Source organism: Streptococcus anginosus (assembly GCF_001697145.1).
Lineage (GTDB): Bacteria > Bacillota > Bacilli > Lactobacillales > Streptococcaceae > Streptococcus > Streptococcus hominis.
In genome coordinates this window covers 1,318,707-1,336,416 of the sequence record NZ_CP012719.1, presented here as the reverse complement: position 1 = coordinate 1,336,416, position 17,710 = coordinate 1,318,707, and the positions used below count along the sequence as shown (strand labels likewise).

Genomic DNA, 17,710 nt, shown 5'->3' with positions numbered 1-17,710 from the left:
CTTGCATGCTACAATAGTTACGAAAGAAATAAAAATAATTTCATAAGAAAGGTTGTGCTGTGATGACTAATGTAAAAGAAATAGAAAAAACGACGATACAAACGAGTTATTTTGGTAGCTTAACGGACCGAATGAACAAGTATCGGGAAGATGTGCTGGACAAGAAACCTTATATTGATGCTGAACGTGCTGTTCTTGCAACAAGAGCTTATCAAGAGCATAAAGAAAAGCCAAATGTTCTGAAGCGTGCTTATATGCTTAAGGAAATTTTGGAAAATATGACGCTTTATATTGAAGATGAGACCATGATTGTTGGAAATCAGGCTTCATCTAATAAAGATGCACCTATTTTCCCAGAGTATACTTTAGAATTTGTACTCAATGAATTAGATCTTTTTGAAAAACGCGACGGTGATGTTTTCTATATTACAGAGGAAACCAAAGAACAAATCCGGAGCATCGCTCCCTTCTGGGAAAACAATAACCTCCGTGCTAGAGCTGGGGCTTTACTTCCAGAAGAAGTTCAGGTTTATATGGAAACTGGCTTCTTTGGCATGGAAGGAAAGATGAACTCTGGTGATGCTCACTTGGCAGTCAACTATCAAAAATTGCTTCAATATGGTTTGAAAGGTTTTGAAGAAAAAGCTCGGGCAGCTAAGGAGGCCTTGGATTTGACAGATCCGGCTAGTATTGATAAATATCATTTCTATGATTCAATTTTCATTGTAGTGGATGCTGTGAAAGCTTATGCGGATCGTTTTGTCAAATTAGCTCAAGATATGGCAGAGTCTGCAAGCCCAGAGCGCCGTCAGGAATTATTGGAAATTGCTCGAATTTGCTCCAAAGTGCCTTACGAACCAGCGGAAACGTTTGCTGAAGCTATTCAGTCTGTCTGGTTTATCCAGTGTATTTTACAGATTGAGTCTAATGGTCACTCCCTCTCTTATGGGCGCTTTGACCAATACATGTATCCTTATGTTAAGTCGGACTTGGAAGCTGGTCGCGAGACGGAAGAAAGCATTGTCGAACGCTTAACCAATCTTTGGATTAAGACGATTACGATCAATAAAGTACGCAGTCAGGCTCATACTTTCTCATCTGCTGGTAGTCCTTTGTATCAAAATGTGACAATTGGTGGACAAACACGTGATAAGAAAGATGCTGTAAATCCCCTTTCATATCTGGTTTTGAGATCTGTTGCACAGACGCATTTGCCACAGCCAAACTTAACAGTTCGCTACCATGCTGGTCTAGATGCTCGTTTTATGAACGAATGCATAGAAGTTATGAAACTAGGTTTTGGAATGCCTGCTTTCAATAATGACGAGATTATTATTCCATCCTTTATTGCCAAAGGCGTTTTGGAAGAAGATGCATACGACTACAGTGCTATCGGCTGTGTGGAGACAGCTGTGCCAGGTAAATGGGGTTATCGTTGCACGGGAATGAGCTATATGAATTTTCCGAAAGTGCTCTTAATCACCATGAATGACGGGATTGATCCGGCATCTGGCAAGCGTTTTGCACCAAGTTTTGGACATTTCAAAGATATGAAGAGCTTTGCTGAGCTGCAAACGGCTTGGGACAAGACTTTGCGTCACTTGACTCGTATGAGTGTCATCGTGGAAAACGCGATTGACCTTTCTCTAGAAAGAGAAGTACCAGATATTCTCTGCTCAGCTTTGACAGACGATTGTATCGGTCGTGGAAAGCATTTGAAAGAAGGCGGAGCTGTCTATGACTATATTTCCGGTTTGCAAGTTGGAATTGCCAATCTATCAGACTCACTAGCAGCAATCAAGAAGCTAGTCTTTGAAGAAGGCAAACTGACTCCAGCTGAACTCTGGCATGCGCTTGAAACGAACTATGCAGGTGAGCGCGGCAAGGAAATTCAAGAGATGTTGATTCATGATGCACCGAAATATGGTAATGATGATGATTACGCTGATAAGCTGGTGACTGATGCTTATGATATTTATGTGGATGAAATTGCTAAATATCCAAATACCCGTTATGGACGCGGTCCAATTGGCGGTATCCGCTATTCAGGAACATCTTCTATTTCAGCCAATGTTGGTCAAGGTCGCGGTACTTTGGCGACACCAGATGGCCGCAATGCAGGAACACCGCTCGCTGAAGGCTGTTCTCCATCTCACAATATGGACAAGAATGGTCCGACTTCTGTATTGAAATCTGTTTCTAAATTGCCGACAGATGAAATCGTTGGGGGGGTTCTGCTCAATCAAAAAGTGAATCCTCAGACCTTGTCTAAGGAAGAAGATAAAATTAAATTGATTGCTTTACTTCGTACGTTCTTTAACCGTTTGCACGGTTATCATATTCAATACAATGTTGTTTCTAGAGAAACCTTGATTGATGCGCAAAAACATCCTGAAAAACACCGTGATTTGATTGTGCGTGTTGCAGGATATTCGGCATTCTTCAATGTACTCTCCAAAGCGACTCAGGATGATATTATCGGACGTACAGAACATACATTATAGAAGAGGATTTATATATGGAATTCATGCTTGATACTTTAAATATAGAAGAAATCAGGAAATGGTCGCAGATTTTACCATTAGCTGGTGTCACTTCTAATCCAACGATTGCTAAGAAAGAAGGGGAGATTGATTTCTTTGAAAGGATAAAGACGGTCAGAGAAATGATTGGTCCTGTCCCCTCTATCCACGTTCAAGTCGTTGCTAAAGATTACGAAGGAATTATCAAAGACGCCGAAAAAATTCGAATAAATTGCGGTGAAAATATTTATATAAAAGTCCCTGTGACAGAAGCTGGTCTGGCTGCAATAAAGACTTTAAAAGAAGATGGTTATAAGATTACAGCTACGGCTATTTATACAACATTTCAAGGTTTGTTAGCCATTCAAGCTGGTGCGGATTATTTAGCACCTTACTATAATCGAATGGAAAATTTGAACATTGATTCAGATGTAGTTATTGGCCAATTGGCAGATGCGATTGCAGTAGAAGGTTCATCTAGTAAAATCTTAGCAGCTTCCTTTAAGAATGTAGGTCAAGTCAATCAAGCATTTGCAAATGGTGCTCAAGCTATCACAGCAGGCGCAGATGTGTTTGAATCAGCTTTTGCCATGCCATCTATCTCCAAGGCAGTAGATGATTTTGCAGCAGATTGGTCATTCATTCATGGTCAAAAGTACATCTAATCTCCATTTTTGCGTAGGAAGAGGTATTTTATGAGAACTTTTGCAAGCCCTTCTCGCTATATTCAAGGTGAAGATGCCTTATTTGAAAATGCAAAACAGATTTTGAACTTAGGAAACCATCCAGTTTTGCTTTGTGACAACACTGTTTATCAAATTGTAGGAAAGAAGTTCCAATCCTGTCTTACTCGCTATGGACTTCATGTATTGCATGTCAGTTTTAATGGTGAAGCTTCGGATAATGAAATCAATCGGGTAGCTACTTTAGCTGAAAAAGATGGAGCAGATCTAGTGATTGGTCTTGGTGGTGGAAAAACAATTGACAGTGCTAAGGCAATTGCAGATTTATTGGGAAATCCCGTCGTGATTGCACCGACTATTGCCTCGACAGATGCACCAACATCAGCTCTTTCAGTAATTTATACCGAGGAAGGAGCATTTGAAAAATATATTTTTTACACCAAGAACCCAGATCTTGTTCTAGTAGATTCAAAGGTCATTGCTCAAGCTCCAAAGCGCTTGTTAGCTTCTGGAATTGCAGATGGTTTAGCGACTTGGGTTGAAGCGCGTGCGGTTATGCAGGCAAATGGAGAGACCATGCTGGGACAAAGACAGACTTTAGCAGGCGCAGCTATTGCTCAAAAATGTGAAGAAACTCTTTTTGCAGATGGTTTACAAGCACTGGCTGCTTGTGAGGCGCAGGTGGTAACACTAGCTCTTGAGCATATCATTGAGGCTAATACGCTTCTCAGCGGTGTTGGTTTTGAAAGTGGTGGATTGGCTGCTGCTCATGCCATTCACAATGGATTTACAGCTCTGACTGGTGATATTCATCATCTGACTCATGGAGAAAAAGTAGCTTATGGAACGCTAACACAGCTCTTTCTTGAAAAACGTCCAAAAGAGGAGTTGGAAAAATATATTCGTTTCTATCAGAAAATTGGTATGCCTACGACTTTGGCAGAAATGCATTTAGAAAATGCCAGCTATGATGATTTGCTCAAGGTTGGTAAGCAAGCTACTATTGAAGGTGAAACCATTCATCAGATGCCGTTTAAGATTTCAGCATCTGATATTGCAGGTGCTATCCTAGCAGTCGATCGTTATGTAAACTCCTTATAAAAATAAAAAGAAACAAGTCCGATTAGATTGGACTTGTTTTTTCGTGTAGTGATAGCTAAAAGTTTTAATCAGAAATAATAAACGCCTGATGCACATTGAAAATGTTATAATGATAATAAATGTGAGAAATAAATGCAAACTAGTGGAGGACAGATTGAGTAAAAAATTAGAAGACATGAGTTTAGAAGAATTATGGCAGTTGTTTCCCATATTTCTTGTAAAACATAATAAAGAATGGGCGGATTGGTATGATGAGGAAGCAACTGCTATTTTGTCCCTGATACCAGCTAAATATATGGTAAGAATATCACATATTGGTAGTACCACTATTCAAAATATATGGGCAAAGAATATAGTAGATATATTACTTGAGGTTCGATTAGCCGAAGAACTAGAAATAGTGAAAAATATTCTTGTTGAAAATAATTGGTTATGCATGAGTCAAAGTACACGACGAATCTCATTAAATAAAGGATACACGGAGCAAGGTTTTGCAGAAAAAGTCTTTCATCTTCACATTAGAGTTGTCGGAGATAATGATGAACTATATTTCAGAGATTACTTACGTGAGAATCATAATGTAGCGAAAGAATATGAACATTTAAAGCTGAACTTATGGAAGAAATTTGAACATGATAGAGACGGATATACTGATGCAAAGCGTAAGTTTGTTAAACGATACACTAAGGTTGCAAAAGAAAAATTTATAGGAAGATATTAAAATAGACACGAGCGCTGTGATGGTGCTTTTTTCCTTACTTGAAATGTGGTAAAATGAATGTAACTAAAATATGAAAAGAGTATAAAATGGCGAAAAAATCAAACGCAAATATTGAATTTGAAAAAGAGGTAGTGTATGCGATTTATATTGAAAATTATCTTATTCCCGATTAGTCTTATCTTATCAATTTTGACAACTTTTCTGACATTCTTGCTTGGCATAGGAACGGTGTTGTTGTATATCGTTATGATGTTGCATATTTGGAGCATTAGCTTCTTTCAATCAAGGAGAAGTCGGAATAGGCATATCAGGATTGATTATCGGCTTCCTATTTAGTCCTTACAGGCTTCCGATGATAGGAGAAACAGTGATAGCGTTTATCAAATTGATAAATGATAAGATTAGGGCGATATAGATAGATTGGAATTTGGAGGGGGATAATCAAGGTGAATGAAATTAATGAATATGTTCGCGATAGTTTTTCTAAATCCGGTGATATTGTCATAAAATCTATGATGGGCGGATACCTTGTATATTTTAATGGTAAGCTGATAGGTGACATTTGCAATAATGAACTGTTTTTAAAGAGAACGCCGACATCGGACAGACTGCTTGCAGATTCCGAACTGCGTTATCCGTATGAAGGTTCAAAAACCTTGATGCATGTATTTGATAGTTTTGATGATAAGGCTCTAATTCTGGAACTTCTGGATGGTATGTATGCTGAACTTCCGGAAAAGAAACCTGCGAAAGCCAGATGAGAAAGACAAATCTTAATTTATTAGATGAAAGTTAATTAGAAATTATGGAGGTAGTAATGAATAAGATTACTTGTATTTGTTTAGGTGTTAGCGATATGGAAAAGTCAATAAAGTTTTACAGAGATGGTTTAGGATATAAGACTGACTGTAAAGAAAATAATCCGCCAGTATGTTTTTTCAATACTCCAGGAACAAAATTTGAACTATTTCCTTTAGAACAATTGGCAAAAGATATTGATGAAAATAACCCACCAAAGAGAAATGGATTTTCTGGAATTACATTAGCGTACAATGTTGAACAAAAAGAAGATGTTGATAGTGTAATTGAATTAGTACAAAATGCTGGTGGAAGAATTGTAAAAGAACCACAAGACACCTTTTGGGGTGGATATCACGCCTATTTTTCTGATTTAGATGGATATTACTGGGAAGTTGCTTGGGGACCAAATTTTAAGTTTGACAAAAATGGACTATTGAAATTTTAGTAATTAAAGGAGATATAAAAAAGGTATCAAGTAAAGAATACTTAGACTTTATTTTAGAACAAGTATCTGAATTAGATAATATTAGTTATAGATCTATGATGGGAGAATTTATTATCTATTATAATGGAAAAATTATTGGCGGAATACATGATGATAGATTACTTGTTAAACCTGTGCAGATATGCCAAATGTAGTGTATGACTTGCCGTATGATGGAGCAAAAGAAATGATTCTTGATTATAGTAGAATTTTGAACGAAAAAATTCAATTATGATAGAGTTAAAAAATGACCTTGTTCCTCTTGAACGAGGGGGCAAGGTCATTTTTGTTATCTCAGTATTCATTTGATAAGAAATTGTTTACTTCATCGTAGGGAACAACAATACATCACGGATAGAAGTGACATCTGTCAACAGCATAATCAAGCGGTCAATTCCAATTCCGAGACCTCCAGTTGGTGGCATGCCGTATTCAAGAGCTTCTACGTAATCGTAGTCGATACCAGTTGCTTCATCATCTCCGAGTTCCTTGGCTTTAGCTTGCGCTTCAAAACGCGCTAATTGGTCGATTGGGTCGTTCAACTCGGTAAAGGCGTTGGCAAATTCACGTCCAACGATAAAGAGTTCAAAGCGGTCTGTAAAGCGTGGGTCATCCGCATTTTTCTTAGCTAGTGGAGATACTTCTACCGGATGACCATAGATAAATGTAGGCTGAATTAAGGTATCTTCAACGAAGTCTTCAAAGAAAGCATTGATAATGTGACCAACCGTAAAGTGTTTTTCAACTGTTACATGATGTTCTTTAGCCAGCGCAGTCGCTTCTTCGAGAGTCATATCTTTCCAGAAATCAATACCAGTTTGTTCTTTAATGGCTTCTAGCATGTGTTTACGTGCAAATTTGCGACCGATAAAGATTTCAGTACCTTGATAAGGGACACTTTCAGCATCTGTGACAGCTTTCGCCGCACTTTGGATAATTCCTTCCGTCAAGTCCATGATATCTTCAAAGTCTGCGTAAGCCTGATAAGCCTCGATTGTAGTGAACTCAGGATTATGAGTAGCGTCCATACCTTCATTACGGAAAATGCGTCCCATTTCATAAACACGTTCCATACCACCAACAATTAGACGTTTTAAGTGCAATTCAGTCGCGATACGAAGTACCATGTCAATATTTTGTGCATTGTGATGGGTGATAAAGGGACGAGCAGCAGCACCACCAGCTTCGTTATGTAGCACAGGCGTTTCAACTTCAAGGAATCCTTGATTGTCAAGATAGCGACGGATTTCAGAAACGATGCGGCTACGAGTCACGAAGCGTTCAAAGCTTTCCCGATTGGAAATCAAATCCAAATAACGCTTACGATAAATCGTTTCAACGTCTGTTAGTCCATGGAATTTTTCTGGTAATGGACGAAGTGCTTTAGAGAGGTGTGTAATGTGAGTTGCTTTAATCGAAAGCTCTCCCATATCTGTACGCATAACCTCACCTTCAATACCAAGGAAGTCGCCAATATCTGCTTTTTTGAAAATTTGATAATTCTCTTCGCCGACAGTATCTTTTCTGACATAGATTTGAATTTGACCTTCACGGTCTTGGATATGAGCAAAACCGACTTTTCCTTTACCACGCTTGGTCATAAGGCGGCCAGCAATTGTAGCAGTTTCAGCTAATTCGTGCAGTTCTTCTTTTGTTTTATCATTATATTTTTCTTTTAATTGGGCAGAATCTGCAGTACGTTCAAAACGTTTACCAAATGGGTCAATACCTTGTTCTGCTAAAGCAGCCATTTTTTCACGACGAATCAGCTGCTGGTCATTTAATTCTTCAATATGTTCAGTAGTCATATTCTTCCTCCTAAAGTTTACCTTCCTCATTCTATCATAAATAAGGCAGAAATTCACCTATAAATAAAGAAAAAACCGTGATTTTATACGCTCACGGTTTCAATTGTTTTTAAGTGGTCAACATTGTTCCAATCAAGAAGTGTAAAATGTTCAAAATCTTGTGTTTCAAGAATGGTGACACTTCCATTTGTAAGACCGCCCTGCTGACGAAGTTGAGCAAAGTCATACCCTAATAACAAACGTAAAGAAGCAGTTAAATTCGCTCCATGACCAACAAAAAGAAGATTTTCATAAGATTGTTCTTTTTGTGATTTAATGAAGTCTATTGTACGTCGTGTAGTATTGTAGACTGATTCTGCACCAAAAATAGAGTTGTTAAATTTCGCCAGATTATGACGGAAAGCTTCCATTTGATGAGGATAGATGGCGGTAATTGTGGAGATTTTCTGTCCTTCTAGGGAGCCAAGTTGCCATTCGCGTAGCTCTGTATGTGGTTCAACAACTGATGAATATTGATTTTCACTACAGATGATCTGTGCAGTTGCCATTGCGCGTGGTAAATCACTTGAAAAAATCTTGTCAAATTTAATGTGAGCCATGTGTTTTCCAAGCAAGTGCAATTCTTCAATAGAAGTCTCAAGCAGCGGTGAATCACCATTAGCTCCTTGAAAGCGCCCTTCTAAATTCCATTGAGTTTTTCCGTGTCGAACGAAGTAGAGTTTCATACAGTTCCCTTTCTATTTTGAATCCTCTTTTATGTCTGCAAAGGTTGCCTCGACAAAATTTGCTAATTCCTTTGCGTTTATTTCAATACTGTGTCCTAATTCTCCAGCTGAGACAATAATAGTCTCGCGTGTTAAAGCTGAATTGTCAATGTAAATAGGAAAGTGGTGTTTTTGCCGAATGCCGACAGGATTATTTGCGCCATGGATATAACCCGTTGTTTTTTCCAACTCCTTTTGCGGAATCATGCTGACTTTTTTGTTGCCAGATATTTTAGCTAGTTTTTTTTCTGCAAGGTGTTCTGTTATGGGCACAATTCCAATGACTGTTCCTGTTTTATCACCTGTTAGAGCTAATGTTTTATAAATTTGTGAGCGCTCTATTTCTTCAGGTAATTGTCCTTCTAAAGCATTAATTTGGAGGCCTTTGTGAGGAACTTTTGCTTTTGTTAAAATTTGCTCTACAAGAGTTTTCTTAATTTTTGTTTTTTTAGCCATTATTTATACTTTTCCTCCAATTGGCTCATCCAAGCGCCCAGCCAAGTTCCCAAACCAAAGAAGAAGGCAGCAGTAACTAAAGTGATGATAGAAGTATTAGCATAATGAATACTTTCGCTATTTCCAGGGTTTGGTACCAAGATGAGAACAGTGCTAGACAAGACAATACCAATGATAAAATGGTACACTTGAGAATGATAATTTTCCAAAGCATAGTGCATAGACTTGGAAAAAATCACAAGAGCGAGTAGACCGCCGATTCCAATTGGTAAAAAAGTTCCTAAAATATCTAAAGATTTGAAACCGATCAGCATAGGAGAATACAGTCCCAAAATTAAAAGTAAATTTGAAGGACTTAATCCTGGAACGAGAATTCCCAGTGCGATAAGGGCACCAGCTAAAATAAAAGTCAAGAAATTTGCTGGCAATGTTCCGACTAAACTATTGAGGAAATAAAGGCAAACCCCAGAAATGAAAAAAGTGGCTACGAACCAAATGACATCGGTTCGATCGCGATCAGATTCTCTGACAGATTCGTTTAGCAAACTTGGAATCGTACCAATAATTGCACCTGCAAATCCCCATAAAACAATGATTTTATAATGCTCTAGTAAATATTCAACTGGCAGGGAAAATAGTGCAATTCCTAAAACCGTTCCAATGCCAACAGGTAAAAAATAAAGCATATTATCCCGAAAATTTTCCCTTATATGCGCTAAAAAATAAATCATCCGCTCGTAAATTCCCAAAATAGCAGCTAAAACTCCACCAGATACCCCGGGGAGAATAAATCCTAGCGCGATGATAATTCCCTTTAAAATTCTTATCAACCAAGAAATCATCCATTACTCCCTAAACTTTTCTATGCTAGTTATTATATCATATTTAGAAACAAGAAAGTAGTGATAAATGGACGAGAAGAAAAGAAAAACTCTGCAAAGTTTTCGATTCAAACTATTACAGAGTTATTATTGTCCATTACCAAATAACTTTTTAAATGTTTTTGTCTGATTTTTTAAAGGAGATAGCTGATTGAGATCGACATCATGTGCAAAACCACTAATTGAGCCTTGTGATGTGTATTGATGTAAATCATATTTCAAGTCTGTCTTAGGGGCAGCGTTGTAATAACCGTCATTATAGCCGTAAGTTGGAATCCAAATAGCTGTGAATTTCTTAGTCGAGATACTGTGTTCTTCAAGGAAATAGGTTCCGACATAAATCCCAATGTTCTTAGCACCCAATGATGCTAACTTAGCGCGAAAAGCTTCAACACCAGCATTCATGTCATCCATAGTTTTTTCTTCAACATCTAGCCAGTAGTAGGTAGGTTTGTATTTTGAAGCAGCTTTATAAAAATTTTCGGCAGCTTTTTGCATTTCTTTCTTGTTGCTACCAGCCACATAAGCATAGACAGCGACAGGAATATTTCGTTTTTGAAATTCTTCTATGTGGCGTTGATAGGATTTATCAATTCCGTTTAAGTGTGTAGCTGCATTTTCTTTTTTTGCTTGTGCTCCGCTATGCACGCGTATAATGGCGCCAGAAACATTTTTCGCTAGTACGTCATAGTTAATATCGCTTGGCAATTGCCAGCCGGACAAGTCAATGATTGGTTTATAGGGTTTGTCTGCTTCATCGGAATCTGAAGTATCAGTTGACTGAGAAGTAGCTGATGTTTGTGTAATAGCGTCCTTTTGCTGTTTAGTTTCCTTGCTCTCTGAATAATGCTTCGCTCCTAAAATAATCGCAATGAAGCTAACAAAGAAAACAAAGACAACAAGCGGTTTAATCCTCTTTCTCATATAATTTCATTTTAACGTAAAGTCAGATAAAAAGCAAAATAAACTAGTAGAAAATAAGTATTTGTCATCAAATTGAAATATTAAAGAAAGCGGTTTATTGGACATAATGGTGAAGAATGCTTATGAATCCTTTTCATAGACTCAGCTTATTGTTCTTTTTTTAGTTAAAGTTTAGCCTAGATACTGCAAGGATTTAAAAAATACCGTTCGTTAAATACTTTTTTTTTACCTTGGAAAATGGTATAATGTTCGGTGAAAATTTAATAATATTAGGTGAACTATGAAAATTGATAAACGCCACCTGCTGAATTATTCCATTTTGATTCCTTATTTGATTTTATCTATTTTGGGATTGATAGTTGTTTATTCGACATCAAGTGCCACTTTAGTACAGGTAGGAGCAAATTCGCTCAGATCTGTTTTAAATCAAGGAATTTTCTGGGTAATCAGCTTACTTGCCATTGCTTTAATTTACAAAATAAAGTTAGATTTCTTAAAAGACAATCGACTGATTGTCATTGTTATTTTTGTGGAAATCTTGCTTTTAATTTTATCTCGCTTCCTTGGTGCCCGAATCAATGGTGCACATGGTTGGTTGCGATTTGGTCCGATTAGTCTCCAGCCGGCTGAGTATTTAAAAATTATTCTGATTTGGTTTTTAGCACAGCGGTTTTCTCATCAGCAAGATGAAATTGCAATGTATGACTATCAGGCTTTAACACGAAATCAACTAATTCCACGTGCACTGAACGATTGGCGAATTCTGGTCGTGGTGCTCATTGGGATTGTGGCAGCGCTGCCTGACTTGGGGAATGCGACCATTCTTTTGCTGACGACCTTAATCATGGTAACGGTTAGTGGGATTGTTTATCGCTGGTTTTCAACTCTTCTTGGGATATTGGTCACTCTTTCCACAGCGGTTTTAGCAGGCATCTGGTTGATTGGTGTGGAAAAAGTTGCTCAGGTTCCTGTGTTTGGCTATGTAGCAAAACGATTTAGTGCCTTTTTTAATCCCTTTAAAGATTTATCAGGTGCAGGTCACCAGCTAGCTAATTCCTATTATGCCATGAGTAATGGCGGTTGGTTTGGCTTAGGATTAGGAAATTCTATCGAAAAACGTGGTTATTTGCCAGAAGCACAGACAGACTTCGTCTTTTCCATTGTTATTGAAGAATTTGGATTTATCGGTGCCAGCTTGATTTTAGCCCTCTTATTTTTCCTTATTTTGCGGATTATTCTTGTGGGAATTCGAGCGAAAGATCCATTTAATTCTATGATGGCTCTTGGTGTCGGTGGAATGCTACTGACACAGACGTTTGTCAATATTGGAGGAATTTCCGGTTTGATTCCTTCGACGGGTGTCACCTTCCCTTTCTTATCACAAGGTGGAAATAGTTTGTTGGTATTATCCGTAGCGATTGCTTTTGTGTTAAACATTGATGCCAATGAAAAACGAGAAAGTTTGTATAGAGAAATCGAAGAAACCAATCACGGTTTAAGAATTATTCGCTAACGTTAGATTGAGCAAAAGCTTATTGAAAGGTGTAGATTATGTCACTTCAAAAATTAGAAAATTACAACAATAAAGAAGTTATCAAAGAAGAAGTTACGATTCTGACGGACTTATTAGAAGAAGTTACAAAAAATATGCTGAGTCCTGAAACCTTTGAAAAAATCATTGCTTTAAAAGAATTAGCAGCAGTTGGAAATTATGAAGGGTTAAATGAGATTGTTCAAAGTCTATCGAACAAGGAAATGTCCTATATTTCTCGTTATTTTTCAATCCTGCCTCTTTTAATCAATATTTCAGAAGATGTGGATTTGGCTTTTGAGATTAACTATCAAAATAATGTGGGTCAAGATTATCTTGGGAAATTATCCACAACGATTGATTTGGTTGCTGAAAAGGAAAACGCTGCTGAAATTTTGGAGCATTTGAATGTGGTCCCTGTTTTAACAGCTCATCCAACTCAAGTGCAACGAACGACTATGCTGGATTTGACCAATCATATTCACGTTTTGTTGCGTAAATACCGCGATGTGCGAATGGGCTTGCTCAATGAGCAAAAATGGCACAATAATCTTCGTCGGTATATCGAAATTATCATGCGGACAGATATGATTCGTGAGAAGAAATTAAAAGTGACCAATGAAATCACCAATGTGATGGAATACTACAATAGCTCTTTCTTGCAGGCGGTGACTAATTTAACAGAAGAATACAAGCGCCTAGCCAAAAAACATGGAATTGACTTAAAAAATCCAACCCCTATTACAATGGGAATGTGGATTGGTGGCGACCGAGATGGAAATCCTTATGTTACAGCTGAAACATTGAAAAAATCCGCTTTGACCCAATGTGAAGTGATTATGAACTATTACGATACGAAAGTTGCTAATTTGTACCGTGAATTTTCTTTGTCAACAGGTATCGTAAAAGTTAGTGAAGCGGTGCAGGAAATGGCTTATCTGTCAGAAGATAATTCCATTTACCGCGAAAAAGAATTATATCGTCGAGCCTTCTACTATATTCGAACAAAACTGAAAAATACAAAGACTTACTTTATTAGCCAAATCAAAACAGAGCCACATTACCACAAAATTGAAGAATTTAAACATGATTTACTAGCTATCAAGCAGTCTCTTCTTGAAAATAAAGGCGAAGCAATGATTTCTGGTGAGTTTACTGAGTTGCTTCAAGCAGTGGAAGTATTCGGTTTTTATCTTGCTTCCATTGATATGCGACAAGATTCTAGTGTTCATGAAGCCTGCGTTGCGGAGTTATTAGCGAGCGCAGGAATTGTGGAGCATTATAGCGAGCTTTCTGAAGACGAAAAATGTCACGTTCTGCTAAATGAACTTCTCTATGATCCGCGGATTCTTTCTGCTACACATGCTAAAAAATCTGCCCTTTTGCAAAAAGAATTAGAGATTTTTCAAACGGCTCGTGAGTTGAAAGATAAGCTAGGAGATGCTATCATTAAGCAAACCATTATTTCTCATGCTACGAGCGTGTCTGACCTTTTAGAGTTGGCTGTTATGCACAAGGAAGTTGGTCTCATTGATAAAGAATTTGCGCGTGTACAGATTGTGCCACTCTTTGAAACCATTGAAGACTTGGATAATTCCTATGACACGATGAAGAAATACTTATCTCTTCCAATTGCCCAGAAATGGATTGCCTCTAATAACAATTATCAAGAAATCATGCTGGGCTATTCGGACAGCAATAAAGACGGTGGCTACTTATCATCCTGCTGGACTCTTTATAAAGCTCAACAGCAACTGACCGCTATCGGAGATGAATTTGGTGTGAAAATCACCTTCTTCCACGGTCGTGGTGGAACGGTTGGTCGTGGTGGCGGACCTACTTATGAAGCCATTACCTCTCAGCCTCTCCGCAGTATCAATGATCGGATTCGCCTGACAGAGCAAGGAGAAGTCATTGGCAATAAATACGGAAATAAAGACGCAGCGTATTACAATTTAGAAATGCTAGTGTCGGCAACGATTAACCGTATGATTACTAAGAAAAAAAGTGATACCAACACGTCTAATCGCTACGAGCGCATTATGGATCAGATAGTGGAACGAAGCTATCAAATTTATCGTGATTTGGTTTTTGGCAATGAGCATTTTTATGATTATTTCTTTGAATCAAGCCCGATCAAAGCTATTTCCAGCTTTAATATTGGTTCGCGACCGGCTGCGCGTAAAACCATTACTGAAATCGGTGGCTTGCGTGCCATTCCGTGGGTCTTTTCATGGTCACAAAGTCGGGTGATGTTCCCTGGTTGGTATGGTGTTGGATCCAGCTTTAAAGAATTTATTGATGAAAATCCAGAAGAAAATCTAGCTTTTTTGAGAAAGATGTATAAAAATTGGCCTTTCTTCCAATCACTTCTGTCCAATGTAGACATGGTGTTATCAAAGTCGAATATGAATATCGCCTTTGAATATGCTCAATTGTGTGAAGATAAAGAAGTACAAGAAATTTATTATACAATTTTGGATGAGTGGCAATTAACCAAGAATGTTATTCTTGCCATTGAAGATTATGACGACCTGTTAGAAGAAAATCCCTACTTGCGAGACAGTTTAGACTACCGCATGCGTTACTTTAACATTTTGAATTATATTCAGCTAGAACTCATCAAGCGTCAACGCCGTGGAGAATTATCCTCGGATGAAGAACGATTGATTCATATCACAATCAACGGAATTGCGACAGGACTGAGAAACTCAGGCTGATGTAGAATGAAAGTGTAAGATGATAACGAATGCTTGTGTGTAAGAAGGTTTAGTTGTGATGAGTAAAAGAAAGATTTTTAATGGTATTGTTACAGTAGGCTTTATATTATTTGCTAGTATCAGTGTTTTTACTGACATGAGCAACTTAATAAGCTTCATAGGATTGGCAGGTTTGCTGATTATACTTATTTTAGGCAATATTTATTATCGACACCTTAATGAAAAAAATAATAACGCTCGAAAATATATGCAGATAAGAAAAATCAGTATTTGGTTCTTTTATATTTTTCTGCTTTGTTTATTGATAGTAATCGGTGTAATGCTTACTTTTGGTAACAGCATTTCGCTTGCTACTCAAAAATTATTGGCTTCTCTACTATGTGTTTTCATATTTTGCATGTTAGTAGCAGGTTATTTATATGAGTATTATCGGTTTCAAAATTCTAAAGTATTTTCAGAAGCTAGAAGGCTTGGTATAGCAATAAATCCCAAGCACCCAGTTGGACGTGCCATTTATGTTGCTGCTTTCATTGTAATTGCTGTTATTTTTTCTTTAATAGTATTTTTGGGATCAACACATTAATTTATATGTCTTGGCAAGAGTAAAAAGTGTAAAAATCGGATTATTTCCGATTTTTTTATATCTTTGTAACCGAAAACGCTTCCAATTCGTTATACTAGTGAAGGAAGGGGGATGAGAATATCAAATTAGATGATTATGAAAAAGTCTTGATTGCCTTTGCGAAAGAAATCGTCTATTATCTGCAAGGCTCAGGCGTTCCAAAAGAGCAAGCAGAAGATGTTGTTCAAGATGTTTTTATCAAAATGCTAGAGTCTGATTTTGTCATCCCTGCTGAAAAAATGCGAGCTTGGATGTATCGTGTGTCTATTCGCCGCTATATTGACAAATACCGGCGTGATAAGCATTATATGGAAATCCTGCGACGAGATTTTTTTACAAAGGAAAATCAATTGATTGTTGAAGGAGCAGATTATGACTTTCTCATGGAGGAAGTAGAAAAGTTGCCAACACAGGATAAAATCATGTTGGATCTTTATTATTTTCAAGGGTTTTCAACAGGAGAAATAGCAGAAGTACTCCATTATTCTAAGAGCAAAGTCAAAGTTCAGCTCATGCGCAGTCGAAAGAAACTTCGACAGATTTTGGAAAAGAAAGGATATCATCATGGAAACATTTGAAATTGTTGCAAAGAAAAACAAAAAGAGAAATATCAAGCGGATTATCCTCTGGTCAACAACAGTAGTGGTAGTATTTTTTGGAATATATATTGCTGCTCGTATGATTACAGGAAAGCTCATCAGCGACCAAGCTTGGAAGGTGGTCAATGAGGTACAACTAGTTGAAAGCGTCGCCTTTCCTAATATTGAAACGTATACATGGTCTGCTAATGGTGGGGATATGTTTCACGGTGGTATTAAAGGTAGACAAGCCAAAGATATTTATGGGATTCCACTAGACTATGGTGAATACAAGACAGATTTTGGAATTTTTAATATCGATCGAGGAACTCTTTTTCATGCAAATTCTGGAAGATATACAGAATCCGGGGCAACTATTCAAATAGAAAACAATCAAAAAGTGCCACAATTCTACAATAAAAAAGCTAAAGAAGAGAAAGGAGAACCTGTCCATGAACCAACCCAAGAACTTCCTTATATCAAAGAAATGAAAAATCAACTGGTAGAAGTGGCTCTGACCTTTGATAAACCATATAGTTTAAAAGAAATTCGGGCAATGATACCTAAGAACCTCAAGACCAATTGGTATTGGATTGGTACAAATTCAACAAGCGATCCAAGCTGGTGGCAACCAAGCAATCTATATGGTACGAGTCCAGATTATCTAACGCAAAAAGAATATGTTCACAAAAAGGAAGCAGAAGAAGCTATTAAAAACCTCAAAGAAGGAGAGAAACTGAGTGACAGACTTTCCGAAATGAAGGATGTAGATGGATTCTTGACTAATTTGAAGAAATATATTAAAAGTAGATTTGGAAAAAGTAGCTACAATAATGTAACTCCGTCAGATGACATTAAAACCTACTTGAAAAAATTTGGTAAGCTAGACTTGTCTAAGAAAGAAGACCTAGACAAATTAGAGTTCTCAGGCGTTATCCTAACAGGAAAATCTGAAAATTTTGCACAGCTGGAAGGTAAGGAGTGGATTTATGCATCAAGCATTGGAGCTTCTATACCAAATCAACCATACTACAAGTTGGACAAAGAATAAATTGATAAAAAAGGCGTAAAATGCTTGCAATTTGAAGAAAATTTGATAAAATAGTAAGGAAAG

16 protein-coding genes and 2 pseudogenes are annotated in these 17,710 nt (G+C 37.4%); 13 read left to right on the top strand and 5 right to left on the bottom strand.

Annotation, left to right across the window (positions count from 1 at the left end):
* Positions 1-62: 62 nt before the first annotated feature.
* From SanJ4206_RS06425 to SanJ4206_RS06390, 8 genes and pseudogenes are all read left to right on the top strand, one after another.
* The gene (locus tag SanJ4206_RS06425) at positions 63-2,504 is read left to right on the top strand and encodes a glycyl radical protein (protein WP_003028990.1); all 2,442 of its coding nucleotides are present in this window, start codon (positions 63-65) and stop codon (positions 2,502-2,504) included.
* A 14-nt stretch (positions 2,505-2,518) separates the two neighbouring features.
* The gene (locus SanJ4206_RS06420; RefSeq protein ID WP_003028992.1) at positions 2,519-3,187 is read left to right on the top strand and encodes a fructose-6-phosphate aldolase; all 669 of its coding nucleotides are present in this window, start codon (positions 2,519-2,521) and stop codon (positions 3,185-3,187) included.
* A gap of 30 nt (positions 3,188-3,217) precedes the next feature.
* Positions 3,218-4,306: a glycerol dehydrogenase gene (locus SanJ4206_RS06415; protein WP_003028994.1), complete on the top strand. Its 1,089-nt coding sequence runs from the start codon at positions 3,218-3,220 to the stop codon at positions 4,304-4,306.
* Between the two features lie 154 nt (positions 4,307-4,460).
* Entirely contained in the window at positions 4,461-5,027 is a 567-nt protein-coding gene (locus SanJ4206_RS06410) for a GrpB family protein (RefSeq protein ID WP_037582655.1), read from the top strand.
* A 135-nt stretch (positions 5,028-5,162) separates the two neighbouring features.
* Positions 5,163-5,442: pseudogene (locus SanJ4206_RS06405) on the top strand (CD1845 family protein).
* A gap of 31 nt (positions 5,443-5,473) precedes the next feature.
* The gene (locus tag SanJ4206_RS06400) at positions 5,474-5,788 is read left to right on the top strand and encodes a TfoX/Sxy family protein (RefSeq protein ID WP_003028998.1); all 315 of its coding nucleotides are present in this window, start codon (positions 5,474-5,476) and stop codon (positions 5,786-5,788) included.
* Between the two features lie 56 nt (positions 5,789-5,844).
* Positions 5,845-6,273 carry a VOC family protein gene (locus tag SanJ4206_RS06395; protein ID WP_022525031.1) on the top strand — a complete coding sequence of 143 codons (429 nt, stop codon included), beginning with the start codon at positions 5,845-5,847 and terminating at the stop codon, positions 6,271-6,273.
* 14 nt (positions 6,274-6,287) lie between these two features.
* A pseudogene (locus SanJ4206_RS06390) lies at positions 6,288-6,508 on the top strand (TfoX/Sxy family protein); the annotation flags it as partial.
* A gap of 124 nt (positions 6,509-6,632) precedes the next feature.
* Here the strand turns inward: SanJ4206_RS06390 and lysS are convergent.
* From lysS to SanJ4206_RS06365, 5 genes are all read right to left on the bottom strand, one after another.
* Positions 6,633-8,120, bottom strand: coding sequence for a lysine--tRNA ligase (lysS, locus tag SanJ4206_RS06385; RefSeq protein ID WP_022525030.1), 1,488 nt, complete (start codon positions 8,118-8,120; stop codon positions 6,633-6,635).
* 83 nt (positions 8,121-8,203) lie between these two features.
* Positions 8,204-8,845, bottom strand: a complete 642-nt coding sequence (locus SanJ4206_RS06380; RefSeq protein ID WP_003029002.1) for a histidine phosphatase family protein — start codon at positions 8,843-8,845, stop codon at positions 8,204-8,206.
* A gap of 12 nt (positions 8,846-8,857) precedes the next feature.
* Entirely contained in the window at positions 8,858-9,340 is a 483-nt protein-coding gene (locus SanJ4206_RS06375) for an aminoacyl-tRNA deacylase (RefSeq protein WP_003029003.1), read from the bottom strand.
* Positions 9,340-10,182 carry a DUF368 domain-containing protein gene (locus tag SanJ4206_RS06370; protein WP_003029004.1) on the bottom strand — a complete coding sequence of 281 codons (843 nt, stop codon included), beginning with the start codon at positions 10,180-10,182 and terminating at the stop codon, positions 9,340-9,342. The genes SanJ4206_RS06375 and SanJ4206_RS06370 overlap by 1 nt, the downstream gene beginning before the upstream one ends.
* A gap of 126 nt (positions 10,183-10,308) precedes the next feature.
* The gene (locus SanJ4206_RS06365; RefSeq protein WP_003029006.1) at positions 10,309-11,145 is read right to left on the bottom strand and encodes a glycoside hydrolase family 25 protein; all 837 of its coding nucleotides are present in this window, start codon (positions 11,143-11,145) and stop codon (positions 10,309-10,311) included.
* 280 nt (positions 11,146-11,425) lie between these two features.
* Between SanJ4206_RS06365 and ftsW the strand changes: the two genes are divergently transcribed.
* The 5 genes from ftsW (at position 11,426) to SanJ4206_RS06340 (ending at position 17,647) form a co-directional block, all read left to right on the top strand.
* The gene (gene ftsW, locus SanJ4206_RS06360) at positions 11,426-12,658 is read left to right on the top strand and encodes a cell division peptidoglycan polymerase FtsW (protein WP_003029008.1); all 1,233 of its coding nucleotides are present in this window, start codon (positions 11,426-11,428) and stop codon (positions 12,656-12,658) included.
* 38 nt (positions 12,659-12,696) lie between these two features.
* Positions 12,697-15,396: a phosphoenolpyruvate carboxylase gene (gene ppc, locus SanJ4206_RS06355; RefSeq protein ID WP_003029009.1), complete on the top strand. Its 2,700-nt coding sequence runs from the start codon at positions 12,697-12,699 to the stop codon at positions 15,394-15,396.
* Between the two features lie 58 nt (positions 15,397-15,454).
* A complete protein-coding gene (locus SanJ4206_RS06350) occupies positions 15,455-15,979 on the top strand; it encodes a hypothetical protein (protein ID WP_003029010.1) in 525 nt (174 codons plus the stop codon).
* Positions 15,980-16,125: 146 nt separating this feature from the next.
* Positions 16,126-16,596, top strand: coding sequence for an RNA polymerase sigma factor (locus SanJ4206_RS06345; protein ID WP_003029012.1), 471 nt, complete (start codon positions 16,126-16,128; stop codon positions 16,594-16,596).
* Entirely contained in the window at positions 16,583-17,647 is a 1,065-nt protein-coding gene (locus SanJ4206_RS06340; protein WP_003029014.1) for an anti sigma factor C-terminal domain-containing protein, read from the top strand. The genes SanJ4206_RS06345 and SanJ4206_RS06340 overlap by 14 nt, the downstream gene beginning before the upstream one ends.
* Positions 17,648-17,710: the final 63 nt, after the last annotated feature.